The 15,299-nt window shown below is 58.8% G+C and carries 15 protein-coding genes; all 15 read left to right on the forward strand.

All coding sequences use genetic code 11. The features are described from left to right. Positions 1-81: 81 nt before the first annotated feature. Positions 82-1,260, forward strand: a complete 1,179-nt coding sequence (locus BM074_RS20830; protein ID WP_091925001.1) for an ROK family protein — start codon at positions 82-84, stop codon at positions 1,258-1,260. A gap of 45 nt (positions 1,261-1,305) precedes the next feature. Then, on the forward strand, positions 1,306-2,496 hold the full coding sequence (locus BM074_RS20835) for a glycine C-acetyltransferase (RefSeq protein WP_091925004.1): 1,191 nt from the start codon (positions 1,306-1,308) through the stop codon (positions 2,494-2,496). Positions 2,497-2,505: 9 nt separating this feature from the next. Beyond that, positions 2,506-3,543 carry an L-threonine 3-dehydrogenase gene (gene tdh / locus BM074_RS20840; protein WP_027233130.1) on the forward strand — a complete coding sequence of 346 codons (1,038 nt, stop codon included), beginning with the start codon at positions 2,506-2,508 and terminating at the stop codon, positions 3,541-3,543. Between the two features lie 239 nt (positions 3,544-3,782). Next, positions 3,783-5,357, forward strand: coding sequence for an alpha/beta fold hydrolase (locus BM074_RS20845; protein ID WP_091925007.1), 1,575 nt, complete (start codon positions 3,783-3,785; stop codon positions 5,355-5,357). 83 nt (positions 5,358-5,440) lie between these two features. Further along, positions 5,441-5,977: a DedA family protein gene (locus tag BM074_RS20850; RefSeq protein ID WP_027233128.1), complete on the forward strand. Its 537-nt coding sequence runs from the start codon at positions 5,441-5,443 to the stop codon at positions 5,975-5,977. Positions 5,978-6,030: 53 nt separating this feature from the next. Next, complete coding sequence (locus BM074_RS20855; RefSeq protein ID WP_228020220.1) at positions 6,031-6,285, forward strand: type II toxin-antitoxin system Phd/YefM family antitoxin; 255 nt, start codon at positions 6,031-6,033, stop codon at positions 6,283-6,285. Then, a complete protein-coding gene (locus tag BM074_RS20860) occupies positions 6,285-6,719 on the forward strand; it encodes a type II toxin-antitoxin system VapC family toxin (RefSeq protein WP_091925012.1) in 435 nt (144 codons plus the stop codon). The genes BM074_RS20855 and BM074_RS20860 overlap by 1 nt, the downstream gene beginning before the upstream one ends. Positions 6,720-6,814: 95 nt before the next feature. Beyond that, positions 6,815-7,081, forward strand: coding sequence for a DUF2277 domain-containing protein (locus tag BM074_RS20865; RefSeq protein ID WP_027233125.1), 267 nt, complete (start codon positions 6,815-6,817; stop codon positions 7,079-7,081). Between the two features lie 39 nt (positions 7,082-7,120). Further along, positions 7,121-7,585, forward strand: coding sequence for a hypothetical protein (locus BM074_RS20870; RefSeq protein WP_027233124.1), 465 nt, complete (start codon positions 7,121-7,123; stop codon positions 7,583-7,585). 39 nt (positions 7,586-7,624) lie between these two features. Beyond that, the gene (locus BM074_RS20875) at positions 7,625-8,293 is read left to right on the forward strand and encodes a class I SAM-dependent methyltransferase (protein ID WP_228020226.1); all 669 of its coding nucleotides are present in this window, start codon (positions 7,625-7,627) and stop codon (positions 8,291-8,293) included. 39 nt (positions 8,294-8,332) lie between these two features. Further along, positions 8,333-9,226: an alpha/beta hydrolase gene (locus BM074_RS20880; protein WP_091925015.1), complete on the forward strand. Its 894-nt coding sequence runs from the start codon at positions 8,333-8,335 to the stop codon at positions 9,224-9,226. A 227-nt stretch (positions 9,227-9,453) separates the two neighbouring features. After that, entirely contained in the window at positions 9,454-11,625 is a 2,172-nt protein-coding gene (locus BM074_RS20885; protein ID WP_175499088.1) for a TonB-dependent siderophore receptor, read from the forward strand. Next, complete coding sequence (locus BM074_RS20890) at positions 11,625-12,413, forward strand: ATP-binding cassette domain-containing protein (RefSeq protein ID WP_091925018.1); 789 nt, start codon at positions 11,625-11,627, stop codon at positions 12,411-12,413. The genes BM074_RS20885 and BM074_RS20890 overlap by 1 nt, the downstream gene beginning before the upstream one ends. A 2-nt stretch (positions 12,414-12,415) precedes the next feature. Then, on the forward strand, positions 12,416-13,276 hold the full coding sequence (locus tag BM074_RS20895) for an iron-siderophore ABC transporter substrate-binding protein (protein WP_091925021.1): 861 nt from the start codon (positions 12,416-12,418) through the stop codon (positions 13,274-13,276). Next, positions 13,273-15,267, forward strand: a complete 1,995-nt coding sequence (gene fhuB, locus BM074_RS20900; RefSeq protein WP_091925024.1) for a Fe(3+)-hydroxamate ABC transporter permease FhuB — start codon at positions 13,273-13,275, stop codon at positions 15,265-15,267. Before BM074_RS20895 ends, fhuB begins: the two co-directional genes overlap by 4 nt. Positions 15,268-15,299 lie beyond the last annotated feature (32 nt).

Raw genomic sequence — 15,299 nt, forward strand, 5'->3', positions numbered from 1 at the left:
GCAATGTAACCACAGCTGCCCCTGGCATCGCAAGCATTTTCGAATAATATTGTTCAAAAATAAGGATCAGGTTTTTCTGGCATGATTTTGACGATTGACGAGACCCGCTATGAGGATGCCCACCAACGCGATTGCGCGCGGGTTGCGGCCTTGCTTTCAGATGGAGAATCGCATTCGCGTCCGAATGTGAGCGAAGCGTTGCAAATGACGTCGACGACGACATCGCGTGTCGTCGCGGATCTGCTGGAGCGCGGCCTCGTCATCGGGGAAGCAGGCGAAAAGAGCGGCCGCGGCCGTCCTGCGATCCAGATTGCCCTGAACCATTCACGCCTGGGCGCGACGGTCATTCTCATGAGCAGCCGTTCGCTGCTCGGCGTATTGGTCGATCTGAGTGGCCGCGTGATCGGACGCTGCACTGCCGACGTGCCCGAAAGTGCGGACAATGACACCATGGCTGCGCGGATGCGCGGTCTTATAAACTCTCTGCTGAAGGATTTGCCGGCGGGCATGAGCCACATGGGAACCTCGGTGTCGGTCTCCGGTGTCGTGAACGTGCGTGACCGCAAATGGCTAATCACATCACGCTGGCCCCATGTCCGCGATCTTGACCTTGCTGCCGCTCTAGCGCCGGTTACGCCTGTCGTCATCGTCTGCCGTCATCTCGATGCCGAATTGACGGCGCGGACCATGCAGGACGGTGCGCAGGGCCGGGACAGCACGCTCCTCTTGCACTGGGGCTGGGGTGTAGGACTTGCGTACAGCGTCGAAGGCGAGCCTTTCATGTCGGCGAGCAATCCCTTTGGCGAAATCGGCCACTGGCGCTTCAATATGCTCGATCAGCGACAATGCGGCTGCGGCAACCATGGCTGCCTCGAAACGGCTGCGGCGCTCTGGGCCCTATTGCCTCAGCTGCGAGCAAGCTGGCCGGAGCTTTCGGAGGACGAGGAACGGGTTGCCGGGCAATTGACCAGCCTTGATATCGCTGAAAGACCGGAGATTGCGACGGCAATCCACCTTATGGCTCGATCGCTTGGCAATGTTTGCCGCCTGCTGTTCCCGAAGAGAGTTATTGTCACCGGTCCCTTTGTCGGCAATACCGCACTCTGGCAAGCGTTTTCAGATGCATTCCAGGCGGAAGGAATCATGAGCGGCCTGGCGCTTCCCGTTCTGGTTGCCGACCGGTCCAGCGAGGAATACGCTATCCTCGGTGCGGTTCGGCCCTTGCTCAATCTGGGGCTTGAGACATTCATCCGATCGTGAGATGAGAACCGCTATAACGGATGTACGCATGAAGCGGGAATAATCATGACCAAGCCATTTATCGACCATTTGTCGCGGGAACTCGCCCAGTTGAAGGAGACCGGCCTTTACAAGAGCGAGCGCGTCATCGTCTCCAAGCAGGCAGGCCAAATCGAGATCTCGACGGGTGCGAAGGTCCTGAATTTTTGCGCCAACAATTATCTTGGCCTTGCCGACAATGAGGAACTCGCCTCTGCCGCAAAATCGGCACTCGACCGCTACGGCTACGGCATGGCGTCAGTGCGCTTCATCTGCGGCACACAGGAAGAGCACAAGCAACTGGAAGCGCGCATCTCCTCTTTCCTCGGCCTTGAGGATACGATCCTCTACTCCAGCTGCTTCGATGCCAATGGCGGACTGTTCGAAACCCTGCTTGGCGAAGAAGACGCGATCATTTCCGATGCGCTCAATCATGCTTCGATCATCGATGGGGTGCGCCTCTCCAAGGCCAAGCGCTTCCGTTACGCCAATAACGACATGGCCGCGCTCGAAGAAGAATTGAAGAAGGCCGAAGGCAGCCGTTTCAAGCTCATCGCTACCGACGGCGTGTTTTCGATGGACGGCATCATTGCCAACCTGCAGGGTGTTTGCGATCTTGCAGAAAAACATGGCGCTATGGTCATGGTCGATGACAGCCATGCGGTGGGCTTCGTCGGCAAAAATGGCCGCGGTTCGGCCGAACATTGCGGTGTGGAGGGACGTGTCGACATCATTACCGGCACGCTCGGCAAGGCGCTCGGCGGCGCGTCGGGCGGCTATACGTCCGCCAAGACGGAAGTAGTCGACTGGCTGCGCCAACGCTCGCGTCCGTACCTTTTCTCCAACACGCTGGCGCCGGTCATCGCTGCTGCCTCGCTCAAGGTTTTCGACCTCATCGACAACGGCGCGGACCTTCGCGCCCGGCTGATAGCCAACGCGCAACATTTCCGGCGCGACATGTCGAAGCTCGGCTTCACCCTCGCCGGTGCCGATCACCCGATCATTCCGGTGATGCTGGGCGAAGCGACGCTCGCGCAGGAAATGGCGGCGCGGATGCTGGAGAAGGGCGTTTATGTCATCGGTTTCGCCTTCCCGGTGGTACCGCGCGGCCAGGCTCGCATCAGGACGCAGATGTCTGCCGCTCACACCACGCAAGACGTCGCCCGGGCGATCGAGGTTTTCGCCGGAGTCGGGCGTGATCTCGGCATCATCAAATAGGAAAACACCATGTCGAACATGATGAAGGCACTGGTCAAGGCGAAGGCGGAGCCTGGCATCTGGATGGAACGCGTGCCTGTTCCGGAACCCGGACCAAACGACGTACTCATCAAGGTCAGGAAGTCGGCCATCTGCGGAACCGATGTGCATATCTACAATTGGGATAAGTGGGCGCAGGCGACGATCCCCGTTCCCATGGTCGTCGGACACGAATTCAGCGGCGAGATCGCCGAGATCGGCTCGGCCGTGACCAAATACACCGTCGGCCAGCGCGTTTCCGGCGAAGGTCATATCGTGTGCGGAACGTGCCGCAATTGCCGCGCGGGCAGGGGACATCTCTGCCGAAACACGCTCGGCGTCGGTGTTCACCGTCCGGGATCTTTCGGCGAGTATCTCTGCATTCCCGAGGCCAATGTCGTGCCCATACCGGACGACGTTCCCGACGAAATTGCGGCGATCTTCGATCCGTTTGGCAATGCCGTTCACACCGCGCTTTCCTTTGACCTCGTCGGTGAAGACGTGCTGGTAACCGGGGCCGGCCCGATCGGCATCATGGGCGCGCTGGTGGCAAAGCGCTCCGGTGCCCGCAAGGTGGTGATCACCGATATCAATCCTTCGCGCCTCGCACTGGCACAGAAGCTCGGCATCGATTACGTCGTCGATGCCTCCAAGCAGAACCTGGCGGACGTCATGCGCGAAATCGGCATGACCGAAGGATTCGATGTCGGCCTCGAAATGTCGGGCGCGGCACCCGCCTTCCGCGACATGATCGACAAGATGAACAATGGCGGCAAGATCGCAATTCTCGGCATTGCTCCGACAGGGTTCGAGATCGATTGGAACAAGGTAATCTTCAAGATGCTCAATCTGAAGGGCATCTATGGCCGCGAAATGTTCGAGACCTGGTACAAGATGATAGCCTTTGTGCAGGGCGGCCTCGACCTATCGCCCATCATCACGCATCGCCTGCCGATCGACGATTTCCAGGAAGGCTTCGACGCCATGCGATCCGGCAGCTCCGGCAAGGTCGTGCTGGACTGGCAATAACCAATTTGCATGCACTCTTTTCAACAATGATGGGACGCCGACGGCGTCCCATCATTCATTTTCATGGTCAGAGGACCATCGCTCGATAAAATCATCGAGTTACTTTTCGTACATCAAAGCAGCGAACGGAATTAACCCGCCGGGGTGATGCCCTCCGAGGCCAAAAACAGGTATTTTGTTGGCAATGCTGTGGGGCACTTTCGCGAAAGCAGCCCACGCGGCAATGGGGACCAACGAACATGGCTGCGACCAAATACAGATTTCATCTGGATTCGCCAGCATTGTGCCTGATGCTGTTTGCAACGCTGCTATTTCTTGCCGCAATGCTTCCAGCAGTACCAGCCTTGGCTGCAGCGGCCGAATTCCGGGAAACGCCGTGCTGGTTTGCCTTGCCCAAGGACCGGGACATGCGCTGCGGGCATCTGCTGGTCCCGGAAAACCGCAGCAAGGCCGATAGCGCCACCATAGAACTTGCAGTGGTGATCTTCGAACCGGACCGCGTTCGCCATGACCCGGTCGTTTATCTTAATGGCGGGCCCGGACAGGCTGCACGCATCGAGACGCGCGAGGAGATCGACGATTGGTGGAGCTTCATCGACAACGGCGACTGGCTGCGCGGACGGCGGCTTGTCGTAGTGGACCAGCGGGGCGTCGGTCTTTCGAAGCCGTCGCTGAGCTGTGCCGAACATTACAGCCCGAAGGTCTGGGGCGGCATCATGTCCCGCCCGGAGGAGATTGTCGATTTCGACGGGGCGCAGAAGAACGAGGTTAAAGCCTGCCGCGACGCGCTTCAGGCCAGGCACATCGACCTTTCCGCCTATAACACCGCCGAGAATGCAGCCGATATCCATGACTTGCGCAGCGCTCTCAATATCGACAAATGGGTCGTCTTCGGCATTTCCTACGGTACAAAACTTGCCTTGCAGGTTCTGGAAGATCATCCGGAGAACCTCGTTGCAGTGGTCCTCGATTCCACGCTGCCGCTTGACGTCGACTATGTCGACCAGGACGCCGCCAACTTTGACGGGGTCCTGAAGAAGCTTGAGAAGGACTGCGCGGCGCGCCAGGAATGCGGATCTGACGGCACAAGCCTTAGAACGATGATCACCGAAATCGTTCAGCAACTCGACGCCCAGCCCGTGCTTCTGCGCCTCAAGGCGGCGGGAGAACCCAGTGCATTCACGCGCGTATCGGGCAACGACTTCCTCGAGGTCCTGTTCAACCAGTTTTATGATCGCGACTCGATCGAACTCCTGCCGCAGCTGATCAAGGACACGGCCAATCAGAACTATGGCCCGCTGGCGGAAATGATAGGCTTGAGCGGTGACGACGGCGACGCCTTTGCTGACGGCATGCATCTTTCCATCGTTTGCAATGACGGTGTCTCGGCGGCGGCGTCCTTTGCGGCGTTTCCGCTTCTCGACCGCTGGGCGCAGAACAATTTCTACAGCTGGGCCTGCCCACTATGGCCTACCGCCACGCCGAAGAGAGCTTATAAATCATTGGCCCAGAACAGGGTGCCGGTCTTGCTGCTCGCCGGCGATTACGATCCCGCGACCCCGACAAGCTGGGCAGAGCGCGTGATCAGGACAACCGGCCATAGTCAACTGGTGCTCTTCCGCGGTGTCGGCCATGATGTGCTTGATACGACCGAATGCGGCGGGGAGGTGGTTGCCGACTTCCTCGACAATCCCAACGCGAAAGTCAGTACACCCTGTATCGGCGATATGACCGAACCGCACTTTGGGCCGCCCGACGATAAGCCCTCGGTGCTGCTTACCGGATCAGCCCAGCCTGCGATGTTGCACAGATAACGGCATTTGCCAGCCATCTTTCCATTCGCATCCCGAATGTCTAGGCTGTTTTTTAGAAACACGCTGGACAGGGACGCGGCCGCTTGCAATTTCTCACCGATGGAACAGCCTTCCTCGAACCCTACATCCGGCAATATGGCCTCTACGCCATCTTCGTCATCATTTATCTGGAATCATTCGGCGCCCCACTGCCAGGCGAAAGTGCGCTGGTGGCTGCTGCGCTTCTCGCAACGCGCGGCGACTTTGCCATAATTGAACTCTTCCTGGCCGTCTGGGTCGCTGCCGTTATCGGCGACAGTACCGGATATGCCATTGGTCATTTCGGCGGTCGTCCATTGCTCCGTCGCTATGGCTGGATCGTGCGTCTCACGCCAGAGCGGCAACGATCCCTGGAAGAGCTTTTTGAAAAGCGCGGTCCGATCATTGTCTTCGGCGCCCGCTTCGTCGTCATCCTGCGCCAGTTGAACGGGCTCGTGGCCGGCTCGGTCGGCATGCATTTCGGACGCTTTCTAATCGCCAATGCGCTTGGCGGCCTGCTTTGGGCGAGCGTGTGGACCTTCGGACCTTATTTTCTCGGCGATGCCTTCATGCAATGGCGCCATTGGGTCGGTTGGGCTTGAAGCGCCGGCAAAAGTAGTATATTTATAGAAAAATATACTAGATGGAGAATGCCGTGCGTGTTACCTATATGACAAGCGCTTCCTTCAATCAGAATCCAAGTCGGGCCAAGAAGGAAGCCAATGAGAGGCCCGTGGTCATAACAGACCATGGGGAGGCGAGCTATGTGCTCTTGCGCTACAGCGAATTCGAAGCAAACTGGAACAAGCCCAGGACCCTCTACGAGGCGCTTCGCGATCCTGATGCTCCTAAGACCAAGGAATTCGATCCGGAACGGATAGAATTCGATCGCAGGACGCCCAAGTTCTGATGGCACTGCTGCTCGATACCAATGTGATTTCGGCAGCAAGGCGGCCGGAGAAGCAAGACCGTGCTTTCCAGCAATTCCTGCAGGAATTCGACGTTGCAACTGCGTACCTTTCTGCGATCACGATCATGGAGATCAAATTCGGTATTGAACGGGAAAAGCGGAACGACCCGGCCTTTGCCGCCGATCTCGAGCGCTGGCTGGATGGGATCGTATTGCCAAGCTTCGCCGGCCGTATCCTGCCGTTCGACCTCGATGTCGCCATGCGCGCAGGCACGCTTGTAACCGCGGGAAAACGCCCGTCAGCGGATGCCATGATTGCTGCGACGGCTCTCGAACATGGACTGCGGATTGCCACCCGCAATATTGCGGACTTCACGCCATTCGAGGTCGCATGCTTCGATACATGGAAGCACGAAGCATCCAAGGCACCTTGAGCGTCAATAGCGCCCTTTGCTTTCCCTCGGACAGCCATTCGTGCTATTTCATTTGGTCAGGCCGACTATTTTGTTGTCAGAACAGGAAGCAAGCCATGTGCCGCAACATCAAGACACTTTTCAATTTCGATCCTCCGGCAACACAGGACGAAATCGATGCATCCGCACTGCAATTCGTGCGCAAGCTCTCCGGCTTCAACAAGCCGTCGCAGGCTAATGCCGAAGCATTTGACCGCGCAGTGGCGGAGGTATCCGCTTCCGCGCGCCGTTTGCTGGCGTCACTCCATACGCACGCGCCGGCACGTGACCGGGAGGTCGAGGCCGAAAAATTGCGCGAACGTTCGCGTGCTCGATTCGCCTAGGGAAAGCCGCCGACCGCACTCAAAATGGGAGGGACCGGTATGCACAAGTGGACTCTTGTTTCAGCGGTTCTCGCCCTTGGTGTGTTCAGTGCGGGGCCGGTGCTGGCGCAAACCTGCGAGCGGGCTACGGCTACCTATGAGGCTGCAGTCGACGACTATCTGGGCGCAAAGTTCGCCCTCGACAGGGCTACCCAGCTTCTCGCCTCTGCGCGCTATGCAAGCATTATCGGAAAGATGAAGATCAACATCGCATTGCAGGAGACCGACGTCGCGCGCGCACTGCCCGGCTACATTGCATCGCTCGGCCCGGCCTACGCGGCGATCAATTCCATCGATGCGGCGTGTTCCACCGATGTGCTGGCCACACAGCATCGGCTGCCCGCGCAATTCAAGCAGAGGATCGATGACGACCTCGCTTCGTTACTGCAAGGCGGCGTCGACAAGCTTGCAAACGATCAGATGGCGGATACCAAGAGCATGTTCGATAGCACGAACAAGAAATAGGCGCTCGCTGCCACCGCCCTCATTAAGGATTCGCCGCATTTGCGCAGGATAGCCTCAGACGTCCGGGTGGACGTCAAATCGTTCATCATCGCGAACATGGAGGTGCGTCGGGCACCGCACGTTCCGGAACTTGACCTGTATAGGGCGCATCCTGGAAGCGGGCTCGGACGGCTCGTCGATTCAGAGAACGCCCCGGCACCCTATTGGGCCTATCACTGGGCAGGCGGGACGGTCATTGCCCGCCATATTCTCGATCACCCGGAGGTAGTCTCGGGATTGCGTGTCCTCGACCTCGGATCAGGCTCAGGCATTGTCGGCATCGCCGCAGCAATGGCTGGCGCCGGGAAGGTAATCGCCGCGGACACCGATCCGAACGCGCTTGTCGCGACACAGCTTAACGCACTCATTAATGGCGTGAATATTGAAGCGATCAATGGCGACGTCACGATTGGTGACCCGCCCGGTGTCGATCTGATCCTTGTAGGCGATCTTTTCTATGATGAAGCAACGGCACGCCAGGTCACCGGGTTTCTGCTTCGCTGCGCGGCTGCCGGCATGCAAATTCTCATTGGCGATCCTGGCCGCTCCTATCTGCCCCGCGCGCACCTGCGTCTCATCGCTGAGTACTTCGTCAGCGACTTTGCCGACGCCGAAGGTCGTGCCATGAAGCCAAGCGCGGTCTATGCCTTCGCCCAGCCGTCAATTTAATATTGACTGTTCAACTCATGTTTATTAACCCGTCGAGGCATGACAACCCAAAATAGCAACGCTGCCCTGATCGGCGGCACCACATTCCACGATTTGGTATCGGCAGAGAACGGGGCAACGTACCGCGTTTTCATCTATCGCCCGCATGGCGATGCGCCCAAGGAAGGCTGGCCCGTTATCTACATGACCGATGGCAATGCCGTGATCGGGACCGCGGTCGATGTGATACGTGCCCAGGCTGATTATCCGAGCGGCACCAATGTTGCGCCAGGGGTGATTGTGACGATCGGTTACCCGGTCGATGCCGCATATGATCCCTTGCGCCGCTCGTGGGATCTCGGCGTGCCGCCCGGCAAGACCTATCCGCCCTTCTATGAAAATACGCCGCCTGTTAAGACCGGAGGCGCCGAGGATTTCATCACGTTCATCGAGTATCAGATCAAGCCGATGGTCGAAGCGACCGTTCCGATCGATCGTAAGCGTCAGGCGTTGTTCGGCCATTCTTTCGGCGGCCTCTTCGTTCTGTACAGCCTCTTCACACGTCCCTCGGCATTCACCACCTGGATTGCGGCCAGCCCTTCGATCTATTGGGAAGACCGCGCCATCGAACAATTCTATCCGGCATTCGCGGCGGCACCCGACACCAACGCTGGCGCGGCGCTGTATCTTTCCTGCGGCGCGTACGAGACCGAGAACCTGGCGCCGTTTCAGATCGGCGCACCCGACGAGGCGGAGCGCCTTGCACAAAAGAAGGTTACGCTCAACGATGTGTTGGCGATCGAAATGCGGGATCGCCTGAACAATTTGCCGGGCCGTCCGATCAGCGCCTCGTTCGAGCTTTACTCGGGTGAAACCCACATGTCGGTGCTGCCCGTGGCGGTCAATCGCGCCATTCAGCACGCCTTTGCCATCCGCAAGGTCCCATCCGACTAGCGCGCCCGCCGCCGCGATGGGGGCGTCGCGAAATCGAGCCAGGTCAAGCCGCCTCGTCCCGCGTGTAACATCAAAGTCACACCCTTGATTGCAACCACGAGGCGCGCACGGGAAAACCACACGCACAGCTTGACTAATATAATATGACAAATGTAGTCATGTTTGAACATGAGTACGGCACTCATGAAACTTCCAGCAATGTCAATGGATTATACATAGGGTGGGTTATGCGCGTTCACGAAACCGATAGACGGTCTTTCAATTCGGTAGCGCCAAAGCAATTGACGTTCCTGTTGATGTCGACAGCGGTCGCCAGTCTGATGATGGCCGGCGTCGCGCGCTCCCAGGACGCAGGCAATATCCAGCTCAATACGATCGTCATCGATGGCGACAGCAACCCAGTCGGTCCTGATAAGGGCTATATCGCAAAGAACACCCTGACGGGCTCGAAAACCAACGTGCCGATCCGCGAGATTCCGCAATCGATTTCCGTCGTTACGCGCGAGCAGATGGATGACCGCATTGTCGACCGCGTCGAAGACGCCATAGCTTACACGTCGGGCGTTACGGCATCGCCCTGGGGGGTCGACGAGCGCTTCGATCAGTTTCTGATCCGCGGCTTTGACGTTGGTACCTATGCCGTATTCCGCGATGGTCTGCCGCAAAAAGCCATCGACTTTTCCGGCTTCAAATCCGAACCCTATGGAATGGAACGAGTCGAAGTCCTCAAGGGACCGTCCTCGGTTCTCTACGGCGAAAATGATGTGGCCGGCCTCGTCAACCTGGTGACGAAGCGACCGACAACCGACCCGTTCTACAGCGCCTATGCCGGCTATGGATCATTCAACACCTATGAACTTGGGATCGACGCCGGTGGACCGCTCGATAAGGAAGGCGTCTGGACCTATCGCTTGACAGGCCTGCTGCGCGACGGCGAACTGGAGACCGGTTTCTCCCAGAACGATCGCGTGTACATCGCCCCGGCAATTACCTGGTCGCCCAGCGCTGACACGTCGCTGACAGTCCTTGCCAACTACCAGTGGGACAAGCTCACTCCCAATGCATTCCTTCCGGTTGCCAACCCGGCATTTCCCGACCTGCCGAAATTCTCGCGCAGCTTCACCACTGCACAACCGGGCTTCAACGACTTCGACGCCAATCACGGCTCAATCGGTTATCTTTTCGAACACAGCTTCAACGACGCATGGAAGGTTCGGCAGAACCTTCGCTATTCATCGCAGGATACCGACTATCGGCATCTCTACTATTCAAGCATGGCTGACGATACGACCATGAACCGGACGCTGTTCACGGTGGATGAGACAGCGACGATCTTCAGCGTCGACAACAACGTGCAGTACGATTACGAAAATGCCCGCATCAAGAACACATTGCTGATGGGTCTCGACTATACGCGCCAGACTGTCGACGGCCACAACGGCTACGGTGAGGGTCCGACTCTGGACATCACCAACCCCGACTACCATCTCGACATCGAATCGCCCGCAATCTATGTCGACCGCAAGCAGACGGTCGATCAAATCGGACTTTATGGACAGACCCAGACCAAGTTCGACGATCATTGGCTTCTTACGCTGGGCGGGCGCCAGTCGTGGGTGACGAACAAGAATTTCGACCGGTTGAGCGACACCTCCGATACCCAGGACGACAACGCCTTCACCGGTAAGGCCGGCCTCGGCTATCTCTTCGATAACGGCTTCACGCCCTACATCAGCTATACGGAATCGTTCAGCCCGGTCATTGGCCAGGGCTCCAGCGGCCAGACCTTTGCGCCTTCGGAAGGCAAGCAGTACGAAGCCGGCGTCAAATACGAGCCCGACTATTTCCCGGGCACGGTGACAGGCTCGGTATTCGAGATCACCAAGTCCAACGTGCTGACACCCGACCCGGTGGACCCGACGTTCCAGGTGCAAACCGGCGAGGTCCGACATCGCGGCTTTGAACTCGAATCCGTCGTCAACCTGTTCCATGGCGTCAGCCTGATCGCGAGCTACACCTATCTCGACGCCGAAATCACGTCGAGCAACATCGACGGGGAGGTTGGCAACCGTCCGGCGCTGGTGCCCGAACACCAGGCGGGTCTCTGGGCCAAGTATACATTCGAGACCGGCGCTCTCGAGGGTCTTAACGTCGGCTCGGGTGTACGCTATGTCGGAAGTACGTATGGCGACAACGCCAATCTGATCAAGGTAGACAGCTACACGCTTGTCGACGCGCTTATCAGCTATGAGAAGAACGGCTGGAAGGGATCGCTGAAGGCGAGCAACATCTTCGACAAGGAGTATTACTCGACCTGTTCGAGCGACGACATCGGCAATCCCATGTGCATTTATGGCGAGGGCCGGGCCATCAAGGCCACGCTTTCGGCGAAGTTCTGATGGCTGCAATAACTGGAACCTCCTTCTCGCTCGATGGCATTGGCTTCGAGGTCGATGGCAAGGCACTGTTGCATCCATTGACGTTGAGCGTTCCAACCGGGGAGGTCGTCGGCATACTCGGGCATAATGGTTCGGGAAAGTCCACGCTCCTGAAGATACTGGCCCGGTTTCAGGCCCCGACAGCGGGGCGGGCGGAATATGCCGGACAGGATCTGGTATCGTTTCGCACCAAGGACTATGCACGGCGCGTGGCTTATCTGCCGCAGCAGACGCCTGATACGGATGGCATGACGGTGCGCGAGGTCGTTGCCCTCGGACGTTATCCCTGGCACGGCGCGCTTGGCCGCTTCTCTGCCCTAGACAAGCTCAAGGTGGCGGACGCGTTGAAGCTTACTTCAATGACGGCGCTCGCCGACCGCGTCGTCGATACGCTTTCGGGCGGCGAGCGTCAGCGGGCCTTTGTCGCCATGCTGATCGCGCAAGATACTGAATGCCTGTTGCTGGATGAGCCGATATCGGCGCTCGATATCAGCCACCAGATCGAGGTCATGGAGCTCATTCGCATGCTGGCGCATGAGCACAAGAAAACTGTGCTGATCGTGCTCCACGATATCAACATGGCGGCGCGCTACTGCGACCGGCTCATCGCGCTTTCCGGTGGCCGTCTGGTGGCGCACGACGAAACCGCCGCATTGATCACGGCGGAGCGTCTCGATGCGATCTACGGCGTTCGCATGGGCATTTTTCCGCACCCGCAGACGCAATCGCCAATCAGCTACGTTCTCTAGCCATGGCTACCCTCTCACGACGCGCATTTCTTCTCGGCACCATGGCGCTCGCGCCCACGCTTTCCATTGCGAGAAGCGGCGCAGCGACACTCCGTGTCGTCAGTCTCGACTATGGCCTGGCGCAAACGCTGATCGAAATCGGCGTTACCCCCATCGGCCTGATCGATACCCCAAGCTGGCCCATCTGGGCTGTCGAGCCCCCCCTCCCGCAAGGGATTGCCAACATGGGCTCGGCCCATGAGATCAACATGGAGCTTCTGCAGCTCCTGAAGCCTGACCTTATCCTGTCGACGCCCTATCTCGAATGGGTCAGGCCGCAGCTCGAACTGATTGCGCCTGTGAAATCCTTTCCTATCCATGCGACAGGTACCTCGCCCTATCCCAATATCGTGGCCGCGACGCGCGAGCTCGGGAGCCTGCTCGGCAGAACGGCGGAAGCGGAAGCCCTTATCGAGCGTACCGCAAGCGAACTTGAGGCCGCCAAGGCCAAAGCGCAACATCTTGGCAAGCTCGCCGTCATGACCTTCATGGATGCTCGCAACATCCGCTTCTATGGACCGGGTGGCAATTTTCAGGATGTTCTCGACCGCCTGGGTCTCGAAAATGCCTGGAAGCGCCCAACCAATGAATGGGGTTTCAGCGATGGCGGCATCGCCGACCTCATTGAAGTCGGCGATAACTGGCTCTTCTACATGGATCCGGTGCCACCGGATGTGTTCGCCACGCTTCCCGGAAGCCCGCTTTGGCAAAGCATGCCGTTCGTCCAGAAAGACCGTGCGCGACGCATGGACAGTGTGCTCATGTTCGGCACCTTGCCCTCGATGACCCGCTTTGCGCGCCTGCTGGTGGAAGCCACCACATGAAACGTAAAGACGCCCAGCCATGGCTATGGATCGGCGCCCTCTGGGCCGCCGCGCTTGCCATTACCGCTTTGAACCTTTTGCCATCGCTGGAAGGGCTCAGCCTCGGCAGCCTGTTCTCGACCCCATCACCCGACGACAGCCGTTCGGTACTCGCGCATTACAGCCTGCTTCCCCGTCTCGCGATGGCAGCCATCTGCGGCTTCGCACTTGGACTTTCGGGCATGCTGTTCCAACACGTCCTGCGCAATCCGCTCGCATCGCCGTCAACGCTCGGCATCGAGGCCGGCGCGCAACTCAGCCTTGGCGTTGCCATGCTCTGGTTTCCGGCAATCCTCGGCTGGAGCCGGGATATTTCCACTGCCTTTGGCGGGTTCGCCGCTGTCGGCATCGTATTTGCCGTGGGCTGGAAATATAGATTCAATCCCGTCGTCGTCATTCTGACGGGCATGGTCACGGGGCTCTACTGCACTGCAGTCGTCACTTTGCTGACCCTCATGAACGACCACTACCTTGCCGGCCTTTTCATCTGGGGAGGCGGTTCGCTAAATCAGAACGACTGGCGGCAGGTGGCGACCCTCACACCAAAAATCATCGGATGCTCTGTTCTCGCACTCCTGCTGGTCAAACAGCTCAGTGTTCTGACGCTCGGAGATGCCGCACAGGCCCTCGGCGCCAAGATACAAAGCATTCGCGCCGGCGCGCTCTTCGTTGCCGTGGCGTTGACTGCATTTACGGTCAGCGCGGTGGGGATCATTGGTTTCCTCGGTCTGGCGGCGCCGGCCATCGCGCGGGCCATCGGGGCAAGGCGCATCGCAACGCGGTTGATCGCGGCTTCGCTTGCAGGCGCGGCACTTCTCATCATCGTCGACCAGCTTGTGCAGTTTTACGGGGCGGTATCCGGGGTTAGCCTTCCGACCGGTGCAGTCACTGCAGTCATCGGGGCACCTTTCTTGTTGTTTCTGATGTTGAGGCGCAACGTGCCTAACGCGATCGCGGTTCAGGGGAAAGCGCTTATCGTAGCCACTCCACGGCCTCGCTTGCTGCTGGCATTGCTTTTGTTGCTTTTGGCGGCGGCTGCGTTGGTTGCGATCTTTGTTGGCCGCGACATCAATGCAGGATGGGCAAGCCAGGCGGGCGAGACCCTGCAGTCGTTGTTGCCATGGCGCGTGCCGCGTCTTGTTGCCGCCATTTCGGCGGGTGTTCTGCTTGCCCTCTCGGGAAGCCTTCTGCAGAGGCTGACGGGCAACGCCCTCGCAAGTCCCGAGGTGCTTGGCGTGAGCGCCGGCACGGCCCTGGGATTGCTGTGCATGCTTTTTCTTGTCGGGCAGCCGACCTATGCTCACAGGCTGATCGGCGGCTTTTCCGGTGCTGGCGTGGTGCTCATGATCCTCTTTGCCGTCAACCGGCGATCGCATGCGGGCAACCAGTTTTTGATCTTTGGCGTATCGCTCGGGGCACTTTTGACGGCGCTCGTTTCTGTCATCCTTGCTTCCGGCGATCCGCGCGCGCTCTTCCTTCTCAGTTGGATGGCCGGTTCTACCTATGGCGTTACGCCCCTGCTGGCATGGACGTCCGCGGCATTTGCGATCGCCGGCCTCTTCGCCGTGATAATGCTCGCGCGGCCCCTGCAGCATTTTGCGTTGGGGGACATCTCCGCCCATGCCCATGGCGTCGACATCAAGCGCTTCCGCGCCCTGATCCTGAGCCTTTCCGCACTATTGACAGCTATCGCGACCCTGGTCGTCGGACCGTTGAGTTTCGTCGGATTGATGGCGCCTCATCTCGCGCAACGCGTCGGCTTGCCGCGCGGGACGACGCACATCCTGGGGTCGGCGCTCTTCGGGGCATTGCTGATGGCGGCAGCCGACTTTATCGGCCGAACCATTTATTTCCCGTGGCAATTGCCCACGGGTCTCGTTGCAACATTGCTTGGCGGACCGATCTTTGCGGCGCTGATTATCCGCGGCAGCCGCCAGTCCATGCAACATTAACGTCGCCTTCTGGTTGCGAATAGCGCCCCAAC

This window comes from Phyllobacterium sp. CL33Tsu (assembly GCF_900113985.1).
Lineage (GTDB): Bacteria > Pseudomonadota > Alphaproteobacteria > Rhizobiales > Rhizobiaceae > Phyllobacterium > Phyllobacterium pellucidum.